This window comes from Faecalibacterium sp. 3 (assembly GCF_048323735.1).
Classification (GTDB): Bacteria; Bacillota; Clostridia; order Oscillospirales; family Ruminococcaceae; genus Faecalibacterium; species Faecalibacterium wellingii.
This window is the reverse complement of the sequence record NZ_JBLWFN010000001.1, coordinates 1,276,577-1,295,993: the sequence shown is the minus strand read 5'-3', so window position 1 is coordinate 1,295,993 and position 19,417 is coordinate 1,276,577. Positions and strand designations below refer to the sequence as shown.

14 protein-coding genes and 1 tRNA gene are annotated in these 19,417 nt (G+C 58.6%); 7 read left to right on the top strand and 8 right to left on the bottom strand.

Annotated elements, in window-relative coordinates; translation table 11 throughout:
* Positions 1-25: 25 nt before the first annotated feature.
* The 4 genes from rsmI to ACNSPV_RS06035 all read right to left on the bottom strand — a co-directional run bounded on the left by rsmI (position 26) and on the right by ACNSPV_RS06035 (position 3,149).
* Positions 26-883, bottom strand: coding sequence for a 16S rRNA (cytidine(1402)-2'-O)-methyltransferase (gene rsmI / locus ACNSPV_RS06050; protein ID WP_348584174.1), 858 nt, complete (start codon positions 881-883; stop codon positions 26-28).
* 44 nt (positions 884-927) lie between these two features.
* Positions 928-1,602, bottom strand: coding sequence for a tRNA1(Val) (adenine(37)-N6)-methyltransferase (locus ACNSPV_RS06045; protein ID WP_249237667.1), 675 nt, complete (start codon positions 1,600-1,602; stop codon positions 928-930).
* 139 nt (positions 1,603-1,741) lie between these two features.
* The gene (locus ACNSPV_RS06040) at positions 1,742-1,909 is read right to left on the bottom strand and encodes a DUF362 domain-containing protein (protein ID WP_005937576.1); all 168 of its coding nucleotides are present in this window, start codon (positions 1,907-1,909) and stop codon (positions 1,742-1,744) included.
* A gap of 286 nt (positions 1,910-2,195) precedes the next feature.
* Positions 2,196-3,149, bottom strand: a complete 954-nt coding sequence (locus ACNSPV_RS06035) for a stage 0 sporulation family protein (RefSeq protein ID WP_348584176.1) — start codon at positions 3,147-3,149, stop codon at positions 2,196-2,198.
* A gap of 412 nt (positions 3,150-3,561) precedes the next feature.
* Here ACNSPV_RS06035 and ACNSPV_RS06030 point away from each other — a divergent pair, with 412 nt between their 5' ends.
* The 6 genes from ACNSPV_RS06030 (at position 3,562) to ACNSPV_RS06005 (ending at position 15,062) form a co-directional block, all read left to right on the top strand.
* The gene (locus ACNSPV_RS06030; RefSeq protein WP_348584178.1) at positions 3,562-7,506 is read left to right on the top strand and encodes an efflux RND transporter permease subunit; all 3,945 of its coding nucleotides are present in this window, start codon (positions 3,562-3,564) and stop codon (positions 7,504-7,506) included.
* Positions 7,507-7,929: 423 nt separating this feature from the next.
* Entirely contained in the window at positions 7,930-9,003 is a 1,074-nt protein-coding gene (locus ACNSPV_RS06025) for an aldose epimerase family protein (protein ID WP_348584179.1), read from the top strand.
* A gap of 544 nt (positions 9,004-9,547) precedes the next feature.
* Positions 9,548-10,573 carry a UDP-glucose 4-epimerase GalE gene (galE, locus tag ACNSPV_RS06020; RefSeq protein ID WP_339394472.1) on the top strand — a complete coding sequence of 342 codons (1,026 nt, stop codon included), beginning with the start codon at positions 9,548-9,550 and terminating at the stop codon, positions 10,571-10,573.
* A gap of 326 nt (positions 10,574-10,899) precedes the next feature.
* Complete coding sequence (feoB, locus tag ACNSPV_RS06015; RefSeq protein WP_348584180.1) at positions 10,900-13,245, top strand: ferrous iron transport protein B; 2,346 nt, start codon at positions 10,900-10,902, stop codon at positions 13,243-13,245.
* A gap of 604 nt (positions 13,246-13,849) precedes the next feature.
* On the top strand, positions 13,850-14,284 hold the full coding sequence (locus ACNSPV_RS06010; RefSeq protein WP_339394474.1) for a MarR family transcriptional regulator: 435 nt from the start codon (positions 13,850-13,852) through the stop codon (positions 14,282-14,284).
* A 1-nt stretch (position 14,285) separates the two neighbouring features.
* Positions 14,286-15,062, top strand: coding sequence for a sulfite exporter TauE/SafE family protein (locus ACNSPV_RS06005; RefSeq protein WP_249237675.1), 777 nt, complete (start codon positions 14,286-14,288; stop codon positions 15,060-15,062).
* 308 nt (positions 15,063-15,370) lie between these two features.
* Here ACNSPV_RS06005 and tig read toward each other — a convergent pair whose 3' ends face one another.
* Both tig and ACNSPV_RS05995 read right to left on the bottom strand, forming a co-directional pair.
* The gene (gene tig / locus ACNSPV_RS06000) at positions 15,371-16,678 is read right to left on the bottom strand and encodes a trigger factor (protein WP_348584181.1); all 1,308 of its coding nucleotides are present in this window, start codon (positions 16,676-16,678) and stop codon (positions 15,371-15,373) included.
* 122 nt (positions 16,679-16,800) lie between these two features.
* Positions 16,801-17,124, bottom strand: coding sequence for a hypothetical protein (locus ACNSPV_RS05995; protein ID WP_348584182.1), 324 nt, complete (start codon positions 17,122-17,124; stop codon positions 16,801-16,803).
* Between the two features lie 21 nt (positions 17,125-17,145).
* On the opposite strand from ACNSPV_RS05995, the gene ACNSPV_RS05990 reads away from it, so the two are divergent.
* Positions 17,146-17,222, top strand: a tRNA-Arg gene (locus tag ACNSPV_RS05990).
* 153 nt (positions 17,223-17,375) lie between these two features.
* Here the strand turns inward: ACNSPV_RS05990 and ACNSPV_RS05985 are convergent.
* Together ACNSPV_RS05985 and ACNSPV_RS05980 are read right to left on the bottom strand one after the other, a co-directional pair.
* Positions 17,376-18,776, bottom strand: a complete 1,401-nt coding sequence (locus tag ACNSPV_RS05985) for a site-specific integrase (protein WP_156062345.1) — start codon at positions 18,774-18,776, stop codon at positions 17,376-17,378.
* 14 nt (positions 18,777-18,790) lie between these two features.
* Complete coding sequence (locus ACNSPV_RS05980; protein ID WP_097791241.1) at positions 18,791-19,096, bottom strand: helix-turn-helix domain-containing protein; 306 nt, start codon at positions 19,094-19,096, stop codon at positions 18,791-18,793.
* Between the last annotated feature and the right edge of the window lie 321 nt (positions 19,097-19,417).

Genomic DNA, 19,417 nt, shown 5'->3' with positions numbered 1-19,417 from the left:
TCCTCCTCTGTTTACCAGTTACGTATCATTCCTCTGCCTGCTGGCCCTGTTGCAATACCAGCAGCTGCTTGTACACTTCGCTCTTGGAATAGGGCGTGCCCTGCGCCGCTGCCTTGGCCGCTGCGGTGGGGCCAAAGCCCTGTCCGGTCAGCTCCAGCGCCCGCTGCGCTGCCTGCTCCAGCGTCAGCTCCTGCTCCGGGTCGGCAGTCTCCGGCGCACCGGCCATCACCAGCACGTATTCCCCCCGGGGCTCGTTGGCTTTGTAGTGCTCCACCGCCTCGCCGAGGGTGGTCTTCCAGATATCCTCATGGAGCTTGGTCAGCTCCCGGCACAGGGTGATGCTGCGGTCGGCACCGAAGGCGCTGGCCAGATCGTCCAGCGTGGTGCGCAGCTTGTGGGGGGCTTCGTAGAAGATGGTGGTGCGCTTTTCCTGCAAAAGCTCAGCCAGCCGCTCTTTTTTCTGCTTGCGGTTCACGGGCAGAAAGCCCTCAAACACCCAGCGGGAGGTGTCCTGCCCGGACACAGCCAGCGCGGTGACGCAGGCAGAGGCCGCCGGTACCGGCACCACTTTGATGCCCCGGGCCAGCGCATCCCGCACGATCACCTCGCCCGGGTCGGAGACGCAGGGCATGCCCGCATCACTGCACAGTGCGCAGCTCTCGCCCGCCTCAATGCGGCGCAGGATGCCCTCGCCCTTCTGCAGGGCGTGCTCATAGTAGCTGACCATGGGCTTTTTCAGGCCCAGAAAGTTCAGCAGCTTCATGGTCACACGGGTGTCCTCGGCGGCAATGAAGTCGGCCGCGCCAAAGGTGGCTGCCACCCGGGGCGGCATATCGTCCAGGTTGCCGATGGGCGTTGCCACGATATAAAGAGTTCCTGCCATAGTTACCTCCTGAAGATGATCCTCTCAGCCTGATCCGCAGCCTGTCATCTGCCATATAACGCCGCACCGGCGCTGATCAACACATCCGGCTCCACCCGCAGGCCGGTTTTGCGGTTCTTCTGCGCTTCCACAAGGAAGAGCCACGGCACGCCGTCTGCTCTGTTCTTTACAAAGGCCAGCCGCTTGGGTTCCAGCCGGTGGGCCCGCAGCACCGCCAGCACCTCCGCCAGCCGTTCCGGCCGGTGGCAGAGGGAGAAACGTCCGCCGTCCTTCAGCAGACGGAAGGCGCACCCGCACACATCGTCCAGTGTGCAGGTATTCTCGTGCCGGGCAAGGGCGTGGGCCGCATTTTGGCTCTGAGGCCCATCCGTGAAGTAGGGCGGATTGCACGCACACACGTCAAAACTGCCTTCGCCCTGCCGGAAGGTGCGCAGGTCGGCACAGACCGGCGTAAGATGCCCGATGTCCTGCTCTTCCACCGCAGCAGAAAGCAGGGCGCTGCCCTCCGGCTGCAGCTCCAGCCCGATGCAGGGGCCCCGGTGGCCCCGGTCGTGCCATTCCAGCGCTACGATGCCGCAGCCGGAGCACAGGTCTGCGGCCTTCTGGGCACGCTTCGGCTCACAGAAACGGGCCAGCAGCAGCGCATCCGAGCCGAAACGATGCTCCGGCGAGCAATATACCATAGTTCTATTATACAAGACTTCGGTAGAATGTTCCATAGATAAGTGCGCCTGACCCTCTCAAAAAAATAGGTGGAATTGCCTGTGGAATTTGTGCGAATTACTGCAAAACAAAAAGCAGCAGACCTGCTTTGGACAGGCCTGCTGCTCTTGAAGCGTTTTTGTGCCGCTGCTAAAATTATTCAGCAGTGATAGCACCGGTGGGGCAAGCGCCCTCGCAAGCGCCGCAGTCGATGCAAGCGTCTGCGTTCACAGATGCAACACCGTCAACGGTGATAGCGCCAACCGGGCAAGCGCCCTCGCAAGCGCCGCAGCCAACACATGCGTCAGAAACCTTGTGTGCCATAATAAACTCTCCTTTTTATCTCCGTGCCCGAAGTATTGTATGAAGAGTCATGTATGGCACGGCTGTGCATGTCTCTCCGGAAATCATATCCTTGTCTGCATTCTAACAAAGCAGGTGAGAAAAGGCAAGACTAACCGTGGCCCAAAAAACACAAAAGTCTGTTTTTTGTTGGGTTGCACAAAAGCACAGGCTAACTTATGGACAAATTTGCAGGAGTTTTTTGGCAAAAATCACGAAGAATGGTTAGTTTTAGCAGACTAACCCCTCGGAGCCTCCGGCGCTGCTCTCACTCCTTTTCGGCAGGGCGCTTTCTGGCACAGCAGCCGCCGGCGCAGCGCTTTTCCCCCTCGTCGGAGCAGGCCACCACCGGTGCCGGGTTGCGCACGCCGGAGTAATCGTCGTCCGGGTCCGGGCGGCGGGGCGCACGCTTGCCGCCGCTGACATACTCACACACGCCTACCTTGTAGTACCGGGGCGAAAGGCTCTCGGTGCCGCAGCGCACCCGCAGGTAGCCGGATACCGGGTTCACTTCCAGCACAGTGCCAAGGCCGTCCGGTGTGCGCACGGTGCTGCCCACCATGGGCATGATGCTGTTCAGGTATTCGTAGGCACTTTCCTCGTAGGCAAGGCAGCACATCAACCGGCCGCAGGCACCGCTGATCTTGGTGGGGTTCAGCGAAAGGCCCTGCTCCTTTGCCATCTTGATGGACACGGGCTGGAAGTCCTTGAGGAAGCGGCTGCAGCAGAAGGGCTGGCCGCAGATGCCCAGACCGCCGATCATCTTGCTCTCGTCCCGCACGCCGATCTGGCGCAGCTCGATGCGGGTGTGGAAGATGCCGGCCAGATCCTTGACCAGCTCGCGGAAGTCCACCCGGCCGTCCGCGGTAAAGTAGAACATGATCTTGGAGCGGTCCAGCGTGTATTCCGCTTCCACCAGCTTCATTTCCAGACCGTGGCGGGCGATGCACTCCTGACAGGTGCGGTAGGCGCGCTTCTCGTCCTCACGGTTCTGGCGCATCCGGCGGATGTCCACGCTGTCGGCCATGCGGGTGATGGGCTTGAGGGCCTTGGGCACCGCTGCATCGGTGATCTCCCTCACCCCCTGCACCACCTCGCCGCACTCGATGCCGCGGGCAGTTTCCACAATGACGTATTCGCCGGTTTTGATGTCGGCCCCGGCGGGGTCGAAATAATAGCTTTTGCCGTTCTCTTTGAAACGGACGGAAATGACTTTTTTCATAGCGTTCCTCGTTTTTATCGGTCGAATCTATAGGATAAGGCCCGAAAAAGGGCCTGCTGATCCATTCTGCATCTTAGTATAACATATTCAAATGCACATTTCCACGCAAAAAACAAAAAGCTGCTGCCGTGCGCCCTGCAGAAATTTTCTGCGGGGTGCAACAATCTGCCCGGCTGAGGCGTATCAATCGGGGGAGACAGACCGAATTTGGTCGCATCCGCTGCCGGAAAATGGAAAAACGGAAGGGTAATTGTTAAAATCCTGCGAAAGAATCTAAAGAATCACAAAAGAATCCTCCCCTGCCCTTGCAAGGCGGGGGCTTGTGTGTATAATAAAAATGTTGAAGTGTGGCCTTTCTGGAAAGAAAGCGGCTGCCCTGCTTTGCGGCACGGCAGAGAAATGGTAGGAAAAAATGGAAAAATTCAGTGTTAAAAAACCATTTACGGTGCTGGTGGCAGTCGTTATGGTTCTGATCCTGGGCTTTGTGGCAGTCACAAAGATGGATACGAACCTTCTGCCCAACGTCAGTACGCCGTATCTGATGGTGGTCACCGTGTATCCCGGCGCAAGCCCGGAGCGTGTGGAGAGCGAAGTCTCCGATGTTCTGGAAAATGCGCTCACCGTGCCGGGCGTGTCCGATATCACCGCAACATCGGCAGAAAACTACAGCCTGCTGCTGATGAAATTTGTGGACGATACCGACATGAACAGCGCGATGGTCAAGGTGTCCAACAAGCTGGATCAGGCCAAAAGCGACCTGCCGAGCACCTGCCTGACCCCCTCTGTCATTGAGTACAGCCTGAACATGAACGCCTTTATGACGGTGGCCGTCAGCCGCGAAGGCGCGGACCAGTACGAGCTTTCGGAGTTCATCCAGAAAACGCTGGTGCCGGAGCTCCAGCGCAGGGGTGGTGTTTCCAGCGTTTCCTCCAGCGGTCTGGTGGATAAGATGGTTCAGGTGCAGCTGAATCAGGATAAGATCAACGATATCAATGCAAAGCTGCTGGAACTCATCGACACCCAGCTGGCGGCGGCCCGTGGGCAGCTGGATGCTGCCGAGGCGCAGATCACCGCAGGCCGTAAAGAGTACGAAAAGCAGCTGAAAAACTTTGGCAATACAGTGTCCAACTCGGTCATGAGCCAGATGAGCACCGAGGTGGGTGCCGCAGTGGAAACGGTGCGTGCGCAGGCGCAGGCCCTGCTGGAAAGCGTCAACGACCTGATCGCCGTGGTCAAGGAGCCCGAGATCCAGCAGGCCCTGATCGAGGTACGCGACGGCCTGCAGAAGGTGCTGGACAAGTTCAACGAGACCGGTATGCGGGACATCGATTCCCTCATCGATATCGTGGCAGAGCTGCGCACCATCACGGATAAGCTCACCGGCGCACTGCAGAAGCTGCAGGAGCGCATGAACACCGAGACCGGCACCGAGGGCAGCACGGCGGAAGATCTTGCCAATGAGATGCAGCTGCAGGAAAGCCTGAATGTGGTCTACAACGCGCTGGAAAGCACCATCAAGGCCATGGACAATGTGCCGCAGCTGATGAGCGAGTTCTCCGGCGCACTGGGCAGCTTCTCTCAGCAGCAGCTCAATGCCTATATGCAGTTCACCGAAGCGCGTGAAATGCTGAACGAGTACGAAAAGCAGCTGGAGGCCGCCAAGGAAGAGTACGAGACGGCCAAGACCAGTGCGCTGGCACAGGCCGATGTGGCAAAGCAGCTGGACATCGACACGCTGGCCCAGCTCATCTATGCACAGAACTTCTCCATGCCGGCCGGTTATGTGCCGGACAAGGACGGCGAGTCCTGGCTGCTGAAGGTAGGCGAAGAGTACGACAGCGTGGAGGACATCAGCGGTGCTCTGCTGCTGCATGTGGAGGGCTACGGTGACGTGCGCCTTTCCGATGTGGCGGATGTGGAGGTCATCGACAACTCTGCGGACAGCTACACCCGCCTGAACGGCGAAAAGGCATCCATCCTCAAAATCTATAAAAATGCGACCTCCAGTGCGGGCGAGGTCTCCGACAACTGCCTGACCGCCTTTGAACAGATGGAGAGCCGGTACGACGGCCTGCACATGGTGGTGCTGTCCAATCAGGGCAACTACATCACCATCGTCATCCAGAGCATCCTCACCAGCATGGTGGTGGGTGCCGCGCTGGCCATCATCGTGCTGGCCATCTTCCTCAAGGACGTCAAGCCCACCCTCGTGGTCGGCATCAGCATCCCGCTGTCCGTGCTGTTTGCGGTGGTGCTCATGTACTTTACGGGTCTGGACCTGAATGTGATGACTCTGGCCGGCCTGTCCCTTGGCATTGGTATGCTGGTGGACAACTCGGTGGTCGTCATTGAGAACATCTACCGCCTGCGCAGCCGCGGCGTGCCTGCGGCCCGCGCTGCCGTGCAGGGCACAAGGCAGGTGGGCATGTCGGTGGTGGCCTCCACCCTCACCTCGGTGTGCGTGTTCCTGCCGGTGGTGTTCTCGGCCAGCCTCGTGCGCAGCCTGATGATGCCCATGTCCCTGTGCATCGGCTACTGCCTGATGGCTTCCCTCATCGTGGCGCTCACGGTGGTCCCGGCGGCAGCCTCCACCGTGCTGAAAAAGGCCGAGCCCAAGCGCCTTGTCTGGTTTGAAAAGGTGCAGGAAAAGTACGCCCATAGTCTGGAATGGTGCCTGCAGCACCGTGCCCTGCCCCTGATCGCGGCGGTGGTGCTGCTGGTGTTCAGCGGCTGGCAGGTGCTGAGCATGGGCGTGGAGCTGCTGCCCAGCATCACCAGCAACGAGGCGCAGATCACTCTGTCCACCGCCGACGGCCTGACCAAGGAGGAATCCTATGCCATTGCGGGTCAGGTGGCAGAGGCAGCCCTGAATGTGGAAAACGTGGAAGAGGTGGGCATCACCACCGACACCAGCATGGCGGGTCTGGACATCAGCCAGCTGGGCCTGCCCACCGCCATCACCGATATCCTGAATGCCGCCAATGCCTACGGCAGATACAAGATCAATGTCATGATGAGCGAGAGCCTTTCCTCCCGTGAGGTGGAAAAGACCCGGCAGGCCATGGAGGATGCAGTGTCCCAGATCGAGAACTGCACCGCCGAGGTCAAGCTGTACGGCATGACCGATGATCTGACCAGCCAGCTGGCGACCGGCCTGTCGGTCAAGGTCTATGGCGCGGATGCCGAGACCCTGACCGCCGTCTCCGAAAAGGTGGTGGAGATGGTGAACGACACCGAGGGTTTTGCCAACGCGGACAACGGCCTTGGCAGCGGCGATGCCACCATCATCCTGAAGGTGGACCGCGACAAGGTGCGTGCCTACGGCCTGACCGTGGCGCAGGTGTACCAGCAGATCGCAGCCAAGCTGACCACCACCGCCACCGCCCAGACCCCCGTCACGGTGAACGGCACCACCATGGATGTGCAGATCACCAATAATCTGGACCCCGTCACCAAGGAAAATATGATGGAGCTCACCTTTGAGACCACCGAAATGTCGGCAGACGGCACTGTGACCACAGGCACCTGCACCCTGAACGACATCGCCAGCTGGTCCACCGGCACCGCGCCGGACGCCATCACCAGCGAGAACCAGACCGAGTATGTCACCGTGACGGCAGATACGCTGAAGGGCTACAACACCATGGTGCAGTCCCGCGTGCTGCAGAAGAAGCTGGACGAGTACGCAGCCAGCGGCGAAATGCCGGAGGGCTGCAGCATCACGCTGGGCGGCGAGACCGAGAGCACCGATTATATGGTGAACGAAATGGTGCAGTGGATGGCGCTGGCCCTGCCCTTTGTGTACCTTGTCATGGTGGCACAGTTCCAGAGCCTGCTGTCCCCCTTCATCGTGCTGTTCACGGTGCCGCTGGCCTTTACCGGCGGCCTGCTGGGCCTGCTGATCACCGGTCAGCAGCTGACCATGATCTCCCTGATGGGCTTCATCGTGCTGATGGGCACCGTTGTCAACAACGGCATCGTGTTCGTGGACTATGCAAACCAGCTGCGTCTGGGCGGCATGGAGCGCCGCGCCGCGCTGGTGGCCACCGGCAGGACCCGTATGCGCCCCATCCTCATGACCACCCTGACCACCGTGCTGGCCATGCTGCAGCTGGTGTTCAGCGGCGATATGGCAAGCCAGCTCATGAGCGGTATGGCCATCGTCATCATCTGCGGCCTGAGCTATGCCACCCTGATGACCCTGTATATCGTGCCGGTGCTGTATGACATGATGTTCAGGAAGCCGCCGCTCAATGTGGATGTCGGCAGCGACGATGATCTGGACGATATCCCGGACGATGCGGCAGAGTTCATTGCGGCGCAGAAGTCTGCGGGTACGGCACAGCCGGAAGCCTGACGACAGGCGGAAGAATTATTTATAATAGAGCAATGCCGGGCGGTCTGCGGACCGCCCGGCATTGCGTTTTCACGGGAAAGGCCGTAACGGCAAACGGCATTTGCTGACGCTGGCTCCCTGCGGGAGCATTCGCGTCAGCATGAAAACATGCTGCTGCCCTTACGTTTCGTCGCGCAAGCGACTGTAAATCGGCGTAACACGCAATCCACGCGAAAACGCTCTGCGAGGGAAGTACATCTTTCTGGCGGCATACCCCGCCAACTGAATAATTTCAACAAAAAATAGCCTGAAAAATTGGATTCAAATTCTAAAATTCGTTCCCCACAAAGATGTAAAACTGTGATATAATCATAAATAAGCTAGAATACAGTGGAAGTCTGTCTGACTGTATCTCCAAGTAAAATCTGAGGAGGCGAATGCCCAATGGCACAGATCCGCTCTAAGCCCTTCGGTGTGACCAGACAGGGCGCAAATGTTACAGAGTACATCCTTTCCAACCCCGGCGGCCTGACCGTGAGCGTCCTGGATTACGGATGCATCATTAAAAACATCATCGTTCCGGCCAAAAACGGCCCTGTGGATGTCGTTCTGGGCCATGACACCATGGCAGATTATGAGGATGACTTCACGTCCTCCGGCAGCACCTGCTGCGGTGCATTCGTAGGCCGCTATGCCAACCGCATCGAAAACGCGGTGTTCAGCGTGGGCGGCAAGACTTACCAGCTGGAAGCAAACAACGGCCCCAACCACCTGCACGGCTGCTTCTCCCGCAAGCTGTACCGGGTGAAGGCCTTCGGCGACACCCTGCTGATGGAGGCTGAGAGCCCGGATGGTGAGGACGGTTTCCCGGGAAACCTGAAGCTGGCGGTGCGCTACACCCTTACGGAGGACAATACCTTCCGCATGGATTACCGGGTGTCCTCCGATGCGGACACCATCGTGAACCTGACCAACCACAGCTACTTCAACCTGAATGGTGAGGGGGATGTTCTGGGCCAGAAGCTGCGCATCTATGCCTCCAATTATCTGGAGGGCAACAACCAGACCTGCCCCACCGGTGCCATCCTGCCGGTGGCGGATACGCCCATGGACTTTACCGAGGGCAAGCTCATCGGCCGGGACATCGACACCGGCTTTGCCCAGACCACCATGGTGGGCGGCGGTTACGACCACTGCTTTGTCATCGACCGCGCCCGGGGCTCCAGCCAGAGCATCTGTGCATGGGCCACCAGCGAAAAGACCGGCATCAGCATGAAGCTGTACACCACCCAGCCGGGCATCCAGCTGTACACCGGCAACTTCCTGCAGGACTGCCCCACCCCCGGCAAGGGCGGCGTGCCCATGCAGAAGTACGGCGGCTTTGCATTGGAGACCCAGCACTATCCCTGCAGCCCCTCGCATCCGGAGTTTCCCACCACTGTGCTGCGGGCGGGCAAGGTGTTCCGTGCCACCACCACCCTGCGGTTCTTCACCGGCAAGCAGTGCGGGAAACTTTAAAAATGATGCACCACACAAAAAACGTCTGCTCCGGCAGGCGTTTTTTGCGTGGCGGGAGGAGAACTCCCCCAGTCGCCTACGGCGAGAACCCTCTCAGTCTGCTCCCGATGGTCGCAGCCAGCTCCCCCGAAGGGGGAGCTTTATTCGCGCTGACCGGAAGATTCCAAAAAGCTCCCCCTGAGAGGAAAGACTTCCCCCGGCCGGGACGGATTCTCCCCGCGCCGGGGAGAAATGTCACCGCAGGTGACAAAGAGAGGAACAGATGTCGCGCAGCGACAAAAGAGGGAATCTGGCACGGCGTAAGCCGTGACTGAGAGGGTTTTCTCTCCCCATTTCTATGTTTTGCACAAACCGTGCCTTTTATCCATGACAGAATGCCAAAAAACGCTTTTGAATCAAAAACTCTAAAACAAATAAGCAACAAAAATGCATCCAAATAGAAAACACATCCCTTGATTCTGCCCGGCAAAAGAGGTATTCTTTAGGCAGAGCCGGAAACCCCGGCGTCAACTGTAATGTGAATGAGTGAGAGAGGTACTGGACTATGGCAATTTTGGTTTCCGGCGGTGCCGGTTATATCGGCAGCCACACCTGCATCGAGCTTCTGAACGCCGGCTACGACGTGGTCGTGGCAGATAACTACTACAACGCTTCCCCGGTGGTGCTGGACCGCGTCAAGCAGATCACCGGCAAGGACTTCCGCTTTTACAACGCAGATATGACCCGGCACGAGGACGTGGAGAAGATCTTCTCTGAATGCCCGGACATCACGGCAGTCATCCAGTTTGCGGCCTACAAGGCTGTGGGCGAGAGCGTGTCCAAGCCCATCGAATACTACTATAACAACCTCAACTGCACGCTGGTCATTCTGGACGTGATGCGGAAGCACAACTGCCATAACTTCGTGTTCAGCTCCTCCGCCACCGTTTACGGCGACCCCGCCAGCGTGCCCATCACCGAGGACTTCCCCGTGGGTGCCACCACCAACCCCTACGGCACCACCAAGGCCTTCACCGAGCGCATCCTGACCGACGTCTGCAAGGCTGACCCCAGCCTGAACGTGGCCCTGCTGCGCTACTTCAACCCCATTGGTGCCCATAAGTCCGGCCTCATCGGCGAGGACCCCAACGGTATCCCCAACAACCTGATGCCCTACATCGCCAAGGTGGCTGTGGGCAAGCTGGAAAAGGTGCATGTCTTTGGCAACGATTATCCCACCCCGGACGGCACCGGCGTGCGCGATTACATCCATGTGGTGGATCTGGCCCGCGGCCATGTCTGCGCCATCCGGAAGCTGGAAACGAACTGCGGCCTGTTCATCTGCAATCTGGGCACCGGCAAGGGCTACAGCGTGCTGGACGTGATCCACGCCTTCTCCAAGGCCTGCGGCAAGGAGATCCCCTATGTGATCGACCCGCGCCGTCCCGGCGACATTGCCGAGTGCTATGCGGACCCCTCCAAGGCCAAGCGTGAGCTGGGCTGGGTGGCTCAGTACGGCATTGAGGAGATGTGCGCTGACAGCTGGAACTGGCAGAAGAACAACCCCGATGGCTACCACACCGTGAAGTAAACGCATAAACCTCCAAAGCCGTGCATTCTCTGAAAAAGAGGGTGCACGGCTTTTTTGCGTGCAAACTCCCTCCGTCAAAACCGCAAACTTTGCGCTTTAGCCGGAAACTGTACCGTTATGCCAAAGGATGAACCCTCTCAGGCTCACTTTGTTCGCCAGCTCCCCCCTCGGGGGAGCTGGCATCGCGCAGCGATGACTGAGAGGGTTTGATTTGCAAGCATCTCCCCCATTTTATCTATTGACAACCGCGCAAAGTTAGCCTATATTACTATTGTTAACACGAACTAACACACTTTGACAGTGGATAAAATGAGAAGGTCGATCTTATGACATTAAAAGAATTGCAGATCGGAAAAAGCGCTGTTGTGGATACCGTCGGCGGCAGCGGCGCACTGCGCCAGCATTTTCTGGATATGGGCCTGATCCCGGGGGCGGAGGTCACGCTGGTCAAGCTGGCTCCTATGGGCGACCCCATGGAGCTGCGCATCCATGGCTACGAGCTGACCCTCCGGCTGGACGATGCCGCGCAGATCGGCATCACCCCCACCGAAAAAGCCCCGGCAATGTCGGCGGCTCCGGCAGATGACAAAATGGTGGATCACCCCGGCCTTGGCGAGGGCGGCAAATACCACATCAAAAAGGGGGAGAATCCCCTGCCCGAGGGTAAGACCCTCACCTTTGCGCTGGCGGGCAATCAGAACTGCGGCAAGACCACCCTGTTCAACCAGCTCACTGGCTCCAACCAGCATGTGGGCAACTTCCCGGGCGTGACGGTGGACCGCAAGAGCGGTGCCATCAAGGACCACCCGGAGACCGAAGTCACCGACCTGCCGGGCATCTACTCCATGTCCCCCTATTCCAGCGAGGAGATCGTCACCCGGCAGTTCATCATCGGTGAAAAGCCCACTGGCATCATCAATATCGTGGATGCCACCAACATCGAGCGCAACCTCTACCTGACGATGCAGCTCATGGAGCTGGACACCCCCATGGTGCTGGCGCTGAACATGATGGACGAGGTGCGCGGCAACGGCGGCACGGTGCGCATCAACAAGATGGAGGCCATGCTGGGCATCCCGGTCATCCCCATCTCTGCCGCCAAGAATGAGGGCGTAGATGAGCTGGTAGACCACGCCCTTCATGTGGCAAAGTATCAGGAGCGGCCCGGCCGCATGGATTTCTGCAGTGAGGACGACCACGGCGGCGCGGTGCACCGCTGCATCCACGGCATCATCCACCTGATCGAGGACCACGCTAAGGCGGCGGGCATTCCGGTGCGGTTTGCCGCCACCAAGCTGGTGGAGGGCGACCAGCGCATTGAGGAAGCCCTGAAGCTGGATCAGAACGAAAAAGAGATGATCGAGCATATCATCGTGCAGATGGAGCAGGAGCGTGGGCTGGACCGCGCCGCCGCCATTGCGGATATGCGGTTCTCCTTCATTCAGGAGCTGGTGGCCAAGACGGTGGTCAAGCCCCACGAAAGCAAAGAGCAGCTGCGCTCTAACCGCATCGACAAATTCCTCACCGGCAAGTACACCGCCATCCCGGCCTTTATCGCCATCATGGGTCTGGTGTTCTTCCTCACCTTCAACGTCATCGGCCTGTTCTTCCAGAACCTGATGGAAACGGGCATCGACGCCCTGACCGGCATCGTGGACACGGCGCTTACCAACTGGAACGTCAATGCGGCGGTGCACTCCCTGCTCATCGACGGCGTCTTTACCGGCGTGGGCAGCGTGCTGAGCTTTCTGCCCATCATCGTGGTGCTGTTCTTCTTCCTCTCCATGCTGGAGGATACCGGTTACATGGCCCGCGTGGCCTTTGTGATGGATAAGCTGCTGCGCCGCATCGGCCTTTCGGGCCGCAGCATCGTGCCCATGCTCATCGGCTTTGGCTGCACGGTGCCCGGCGTCATGGCAAGCCGCACCCTGCCCTCGGAGCGGGACCGCAAAATGACCATCCTGCTCACCCCGTTCATGAGCTGCTCGGCAAAGCTGCCCATCTACAGCCTGTTTGCAGCGGCCTTCTTCCCGCAGTATGCGGGCCTTGTGATGGTGCTGCTGTACTTTACCGGCATCGCGGTGGGCGTGCTGGCGGCACTGCTGCTCAAGAGCACGGTGTTCAAGGGCGAGGCGGTGCCCTTTGTTATGGAGCTGCCCAACTACCGCCTGCCCGGCCTGAAAAACGTGGCACAGCTGTTGTGGGAAAAGGCCCGGGACTTCTTGCAGAAGGCCTTTACGGTGATCTTTGCGGCCACCATCGTCATTTGGTTTTTGCAGAACTTTGACCTGCAGCTGCGGCTGACCGCCGACCCGCAGGCCAGCATCCTTGCCCGCATTGCGGGCGACATCGCCCCGCTGTTCGGACCTTTGGGCTTTGCGGACTGGCGCATCTCCACCGCCCTCATCACCGGCTTTATGGCAAAGGAGAGCGTGGTGTCCTCGCTGCTCATCCTCTTTGGCTCCGAAGCTGCCCTGTCGGCGGCCCTCACCCCGGCGCAGGCGGCGCCCCTGCTGGTGTTCTGCCTGCTGTATACCCCCTGCATCGCGGCGGTGGCCTCGGTCAAGCGGGAGCTGGGCAACAAGTGGGCGGTCATCATGGTGGTGAACCAGTGCGCCGTGGCATGGCTGTGTGCTTTGCTGGTGCGTCTGGCGGCAGTGGCGCTGTTCTGAGAAAAACGATTGGAATGCGCTCCGCTATTGGGTTGCGGCACCCAGCATCCGCATCGTGCCTTGGGCGGCACTTGCGTCTTGCTGGCCGCTGTCCCAACAACTCCTCCCTGTTTCCGCCACTGGCGGCGGTCGTCGTCGTTGTACTCTGCGCATATTCAGCGGAAAAATTACTTATACTTATAATAGAGCAATGCCGGGCGGTCTGCGGACCGCCCGGCATTGCGTTTTCACGGGTGGGGTCGTGGAGGAAAACAGCATCTGCCGCGCTGGTTTCCTGCGGAAACAGCCGCGCGGCGGGAAGAACCCTCTCAGGCTCACTGCGTTCGCCAGCCGTTCCCCTTTCTGGCTTCGCAATCTTCCCCCCGACCGGGGGGAAGTCGTTCCACTCAGGGGGAGCTTTTTGCCATCTGTTGGTCAGCGCGAACGAAGCTCCCCCTTCGGGGGAGCTGGCGCGGGAGCGCCTGAGAGGGTTTGCTCTCTCCCTCCTTGAGGGAGCTGGCGCGGCGTAAGCCGCGACTGAGGGAGTTCCTCCTTGACATCTCCCCTCTTCTGCACTATAATACTTCAAAAATGAATCATTCAAAGATGAAAGGATAGACCTGCTGTGAACCCGAATATCGAATTTTCCATCAAGACCGCGCAGGCGTACAATGCTGTCTGCAAGCCGCTGTGTCAGGAGCTTGGCCTGTCGCAGACGGCGCTGGATATCCTGTTGTTTCTCGCCAACAATCCGGACTATAAAACGGCCCGGGACATCGTGGAGGTGCGGCATATCAAGGCAAACCTCGTCTCCATGAATGTGGACAAGCTGGTGCAGGAGGGCTATCTGGAGCGCTATGCCGTGGCCAGCGACCGCCGCAAAACAAAGCTGCTCTGCACCGGCAAGGCAGACCCGATCATCCGCCGGGGCCGTGCCGTGCAGAACGCCTTTTTCAAGCGCCTGCTGGACCATGTGGAGCCGGCCGATCAGGAGGTCTTTTTCCGGACCATGGAGCTGATCGGGAAAAATCTGGACGAAATCTTAAAGGAGAACGCATAAAATGAGCGTGTTGTTTACGGTTCTTGTCACCTTTTTTGCCGGTATGGGGGCCGGCCTTGGCACCGGCTTTGCCGGTATGAGCGCGGCGGCAGTCATCAGCCCCATGCTCATCACCTTCCTGCACATGGACCCCTATATGGCGGTGGGCATTGCCCTGTCGTCGGATGTGCTGGCCAGCGCGGTGTCTGCCTATACCTACCACAAAAACAAGAATCTGGATCTCAAAAACGGCCTGATCATGATGGCCAGCGTGCTGGTGTTCACGGTGGTGGGCAGCTGGGTGGCCAGCAGAGTACCCTCTGCCACCATGGGCGGCTTCTCGGTGTTCATGACCTTCCTGCTGGGCGTCAAGTTTATTGTGCGCCCGGTAATGACCACCAAGGAAGCCATGCAGGGCGTCAGCGCAAAAAAGCGTGCGGTCCAGTCGGTGGTGTGCGGAATGCTCATCGGTTTCATCTGCGGCTTTATCGGCGCGGGCGGCGGCATGATGATGCTGCTCATCCTCACCAGCGTGCTGGGTTACGAGCTGAAGACCGCCGTGGGCACCAGCGTGTTCATTATGACCTTCACCGCCCTGACCGGTGCGGTCTCCCACTTCATGATCGGCGGCACGCCCGACTGGCTGGTGTGGATCCTGTGCGTGGTGTTCACTCTGCTGTGGGCACGCATTGCGGCGGTGTTTGCCAATAAGGCTGAACCTAAGACCCTGAACCGCGCCACCGGCGTCGTGCTGGTGGTGCTGGGTGTGGTCATCATGGGCTTTAACCTCTTGACCTGAAAAACTCCTCCAGTCGCCTACGGCGACAGCCTCCTCAAAGAGGGAGCCTTTCGCGTCGGAAAAGCTTCCGGCTCAGGTGCAAAACTTTCGGTTTCGCCAGAGCCTCCCTCATTGAGGGAGGTGGCAAACCCGCAGGGTTTGAAGGAAGGAGTTCGTCCTGACCAGCAAATGCTGTTTTCCTCCACGACCTTTCCCGTGAAAACGCAATGCCGGGCGGTCCGCAGACCGCCCGGCATTGCTCTATTATAAATGATTTTTCCACTGAATATGCGCAGAGCGAAGCGGCGCGCATTCCAGATCGTCTGCGCTTACTGGTTCTCTGCCTTGTCCTCGATGGTGGAGTGCTCGATCACCCAGTCAGCAGCCTTGCGGATGCCCTCGTTGCGGCGCATGGCAGGGATGTTGGAGTTGGCCTTGACCTCGTCCAGCGTCTTTTTGGAGCGCTCTGCACGTTCGGCCAGAGTCTTTTCGATCTCTTCCTCGGTGGGCAGCAGGTTCTCCTGCTGTGCGATCTGCAGCAGAGCCATGTGCACGCGGGAGGTCTTTTCGGCAGAAGAACGGACCTTGGCGGTAAAGCTCTCGCGGGTCTCGTGGATCTGGCTCAGGTAGCGGTCCAGACTCAGGCGCTGCATCTGCAGCTGCTGCTGGATCTGCTCCATCTGCTGCTGGTAAGTGGTCTCCACCAGCACGCTGGGCAGTTCGCCCTCGGAGGCATCGGCCAGCTGGGTCAGGATCTGATTCTTGGCGCGGTTCAGCGCGGCGGCATGCTTGCCGTCGTGCAGCTGCTGGCGGACCTGCGCACGCAGCTGGTCCATGGTGTCCAGATTGGCCACCTTCTTGGCAAAATCGCTGTTCAGGGCAGGGATCTGGCGCACGCAGACGTCGATCAGCTTGACCTTGAACACCACCGGCTTGCCGGCCAGATCCTTTGCGTGGTAGCGGTTGGGGAAGGTGACAAAGATCTCGAACTCCTCGCCTGCCTTGTGGCCCAGAATGCCCTCCTCAAAGCCGGGGATCATGCGGCCGCTGCCCAGCTGAACAGCCTGATTCTGTGCGGTGCCGCCCTGGAAGGGCTTGCCCTCCAGCAGGCCCTCGTAATCGATATGTACGATGTTGCCCTTCACGGCAGGGCCCTTGTGAGGCACCAGCTCTGCGGCAGCCGCGCGGTGACGCTCCAGCACATTGTCGATCTCCTTGTCGGACACCTCAGGGGTAACGCACTCGGACACAAAACCGGTGGTCTTGGTCAGATTCAGTTCAGGCTGCAGAGCAACCGTGGCAGTGGCCACAAAGCCCTCGTCCTTTTTCACGCTCACCAGATCGTATACGGGATCGGCAACAGCCACAAAGCCGTGCTCTGCCATCGCAGCATCGTACAGTGCGGGCACGTCCTTGTCCATCAGATCGTTGATGGCGTCGTACCAGAAGGTGTGTTCGCCGCGATCAGCCTCGATCTGTGCACGGTCAGCTTCGCCCTTTTTGAAGCCCCGGATCGTATAAGAGGCGCGGGTGCGCTCATAAACGGCATTGGATGCAGCTTCCAGCTCTTCCGGGCTGGCGCTGAAGGTCATTTTGCAGACACTCTTTTCAGGAGTTTCCACGCTTACCAGTTTCATAGGATCTACCCTCCGTGGTGTCTCGCTGCAGAGAAAACCCGGCGGCTCGGCGCCTGATCGACGCCCGCCGCAAAGTTCCTGTACCCCTGCACGGACACAGATTAAAACATATAGTAAGGTTATTATAACACAAGAATGACAAAAGCGATACAAGAAAAATCATAAAAAATGCTGGTTTTGCGCTTTGAACGGCTTTTTGCCGGAAAAGTGCGCAGACCCTGCGGGCGCAAAGCGTCTGCCGCAGGATGCCCATATAAGAGGAACAGAACAAAAATACCGAAACGGAGCCCTGCTGTGCAGGCGGCGGGCAGAAAGCGCGGCGATGGACGCAAAAGGAAGCCTGTGAAAAATGCCGTGCACACGCGTGAAAAACGATCGTGGTCAAAAAGAATAAAAATAATTGCAAAAAAGTGTTGACAAAACCATGACCGAGTGATAAAATACATCTTGTTCCGGACGGAACGTATGCGTTGGTAGCTCAGCTGGATAGAGTGACTGACTACGAATCAGTAGGCCGGGGGTTCGAGTCCCTTCCATCGCACCAGAAAATGCCGTGAAATCGAAAGATTTCATGGCTTTTTTGTTTTTCTGGCAGGGGCTGCACACTTTTGCACATCTCCTGCACACTTTACAAAAAAGCCATGAATTCTTTGCATCGCTTGCACAGCGTGTATTTCGCTGCACAAAAAAGAGAATTTTACGCGAAGAGCACCCGCGTCAGCTCGCGGCGTTCCTCTGCGTCCATCTGCCGGATGGCTTCAAGGATCATTTTACCCGTGATTTTTGTTGCCACCGGCGTTTTGTTTTCCGGGGGTTCCTGCGGCTTTGCACCGGCCACATCCTGCGTGTAGAAGTCGGCTTCGATCTTCTCGGTCAACTCCAACCGGGGCTTGTCCTGCGTGTGGGCGTAGGTGTCCATCAGGACGGTGGCGGTTGCATGGCCGGTGTTGCCCTGCACCGACTTGAAGTCACCGCCAGATTGCAGCAGCTGGTAGGTGGCACTGGAGTGGCGCAGACCGTGGAACACGATCTTCTCAAACTCCGGGTGCTCTGCCCGCCACATACGGTACCACTTGGTCAGAACGTCCGGGGCAATGGGTAAGCCGTCTGGTAAGCGGAACAGCTGACCGCAGTTGCTGTACTTTTCCGGGGCGCTCTGCTCGTCCTGCTTCATCTTTTCCAGCCATGCCAGAAGCTCCTCTTTCAAGGGCTTGGTCATGTACAGGATGCGGTTGGACTTTTTGGTCTTGGTCCGCTTGAGGATCAGCGAGGACTTACTCCCCTCCCGTCTGTCCGGGAAGGTGTGGTAGATCTGGGTGGGGTCGATCTTGGACAAGGCAACCTTGTCGGCACGCTGCAGGGCTTTGTTCACCGAGATGGTTCCCCGCCCGTCTGCTGCATCAAAGTCGAGGTCTCCCGGCTGCAAGCCGAGGATCTCACCCTCTCGCAAGGAAAGGATCATGCTCATGTGCACAGCCAGATGCAGAGCGGGGTTCTCGATGGTCTGCAGCGCCGCCAACATGGTGCGCTCATCCCAGATGGTGCGTTCTTCGGTGTTGATCTTGGGGGCTTCACGGGGAGTAGGCGACTTGTGGATCAGATCCCAGTCAACGGCATACGAAAAGGCAGTCTTCAGGAGCGTGTGGACTTCGTGAATGGACGTGCTGGATAACAGCCGCTTCTTCTGATTTTCCGTCAGCTCCTGCTTTTCGCCGTGAACGTACTGGCCGCAAGGGGTCTGGCTCAGAGTGGCGTAGAACTGCTCAATGTCGTAGGTGCGGAGGTCTTGCACCTTCCGCTTTCCGATATACGGCACGATGAGGTTCTGCACCATCGCCACAGATTGGGTGTAGGTCTTGGGAGACCACTTGTGTTTGCTGGACTGAATGGGGATCCACTTGTACAGCATCTCCTCGACCGTCATGGTGTCGGGCACGAGGAAGGTGCCGTCCAGCAGTTCCTTCTCCACCGTGATCTTGCGCTCCTGCGCTTCGGCCTTGGTCTTGAAGGTTTCCCAGCCCTTGCAGGGCTTGCCAGCATGATCTTTGTAGTTGTATCGGACGGAATACGTGTTGCCACGTTTCATAATAGATGCCATAGATGTTCCCTCCCTCAGACCGCAGCAAACCAATCGTCAAAGCTCTGCTTGCTTACCCGGATGCTGGTACCGAGGCGAATCACCTTGAAGTCTTTCGTGGTGTTGCACAGATTGTACGCAGCACGGTTGGAGATTGCCAACAGTTGGGCAATCTCCTCCACCCGGTAAACGAGCGGGGCGTGTCGGACGGTTTTTCTGGTCTGGTCAGAAGGTTCTACGGCAGGGGTTTCGGACAATTTCATTGTAGGGGATTCGGGCGCGATTTTCAAGTCCTCACGGGTCAGTTTAGCGGAATTTTTGCGGACATTCGTCATAGGCATGTCTCCTTTGCACTTCTCCAGACCCGGTGCAGCTCCGGTTGAGCTGCACCCTTGTGGGCCGGTAAATATGTAAGGGCCTGCCACTCCTGACCCGAAGCAGCAGCCCAAAAAAGTGCGAGAACTTGAATTTACGCGCCCTACGCGCCCCAAACCACACAAAAGTACCTTTCTGTGTTGATTTTATGGGGCGCATGGCTGGGATGCACGCGCCCTCTTGGGGCGCATCCTGGTTTCTCTCCCGCTCCGAAGGGCGTGTTGCCGCCCTGCATCCGCCCGGAAAGGGCAGATACGCGCCCGGAGAAAACAGCGATAACAAGTCAA

Excerpts from the sequence above, each read along its gene's own strand:
- rsmI (WP_348584174.1), bottom strand. The coding sequence starts at position 883 with ATGGCAGGAACTCTTTATATCGTGGCAACGCCCATCGGCAACCTGGAC.
- ACNSPV_RS06045 (WP_249237667.1), bottom strand. The coding sequence starts at position 1,602 with ATGGAACATTCTACCGAAGTCTTGTATAATAGAACTATGGTATATTGC.
- ACNSPV_RS06040 (WP_005937576.1), bottom strand. The coding sequence starts at position 1,909 with ATGGCACACAAGGTTTCTGACGCATGTGTTGGCTGCGGCGCTTGCGAG.
- ACNSPV_RS06035 (WP_348584176.1), bottom strand. The coding sequence starts at position 3,149 with ATGAAAAAAGTCATTTCCGTCCGTTTCAAAGAGAACGGCAAAAGCTAT.
- ACNSPV_RS06030 (WP_348584178.1), top strand. The coding sequence starts at position 3,562 with ATGGAAAAATTCAGTGTTAAAAAACCATTTACGGTGCTGGTGGCAGTC.
- ACNSPV_RS06025 (WP_348584179.1), top strand. The coding sequence starts at position 7,930 with ATGGCACAGATCCGCTCTAAGCCCTTCGGTGTGACCAGACAGGGCGCA.
- galE (WP_339394472.1), top strand. The coding sequence starts at position 9,548 with ATGGCAATTTTGGTTTCCGGCGGTGCCGGTTATATCGGCAGCCACACC.
- feoB (WP_348584180.1), top strand. The coding sequence starts at position 10,900 with ATGACATTAAAAGAATTGCAGATCGGAAAAAGCGCTGTTGTGGATACC.
- ACNSPV_RS06005 (WP_249237675.1), top strand. The coding sequence starts at position 14,286 with ATGAGCGTGTTGTTTACGGTTCTTGTCACCTTTTTTGCCGGTATGGGG.
- tig (WP_348584181.1), bottom strand. The coding sequence starts at position 16,678 with ATGAAACTGGTAAGCGTGGAAACTCCTGAAAAGAGTGTCTGCAAAATG.
- ACNSPV_RS05995 (WP_348584182.1), bottom strand. The coding sequence starts at position 17,124 with ATGTATTTTATCACTCGGTCATGGTTTTGTCAACACTTTTTTGCAATT.
- ACNSPV_RS05985 (WP_156062345.1), bottom strand. The coding sequence starts at position 18,776 with ATGGCATCTATTATGAAACGTGGCAACACGTATTCCGTCCGATACAAC.
- ACNSPV_RS05980 (WP_097791241.1), bottom strand. The coding sequence starts at position 19,096 with ATGCCTATGACGAATGTCCGCAAAAATTCCGCTAAACTGACCCGTGAG.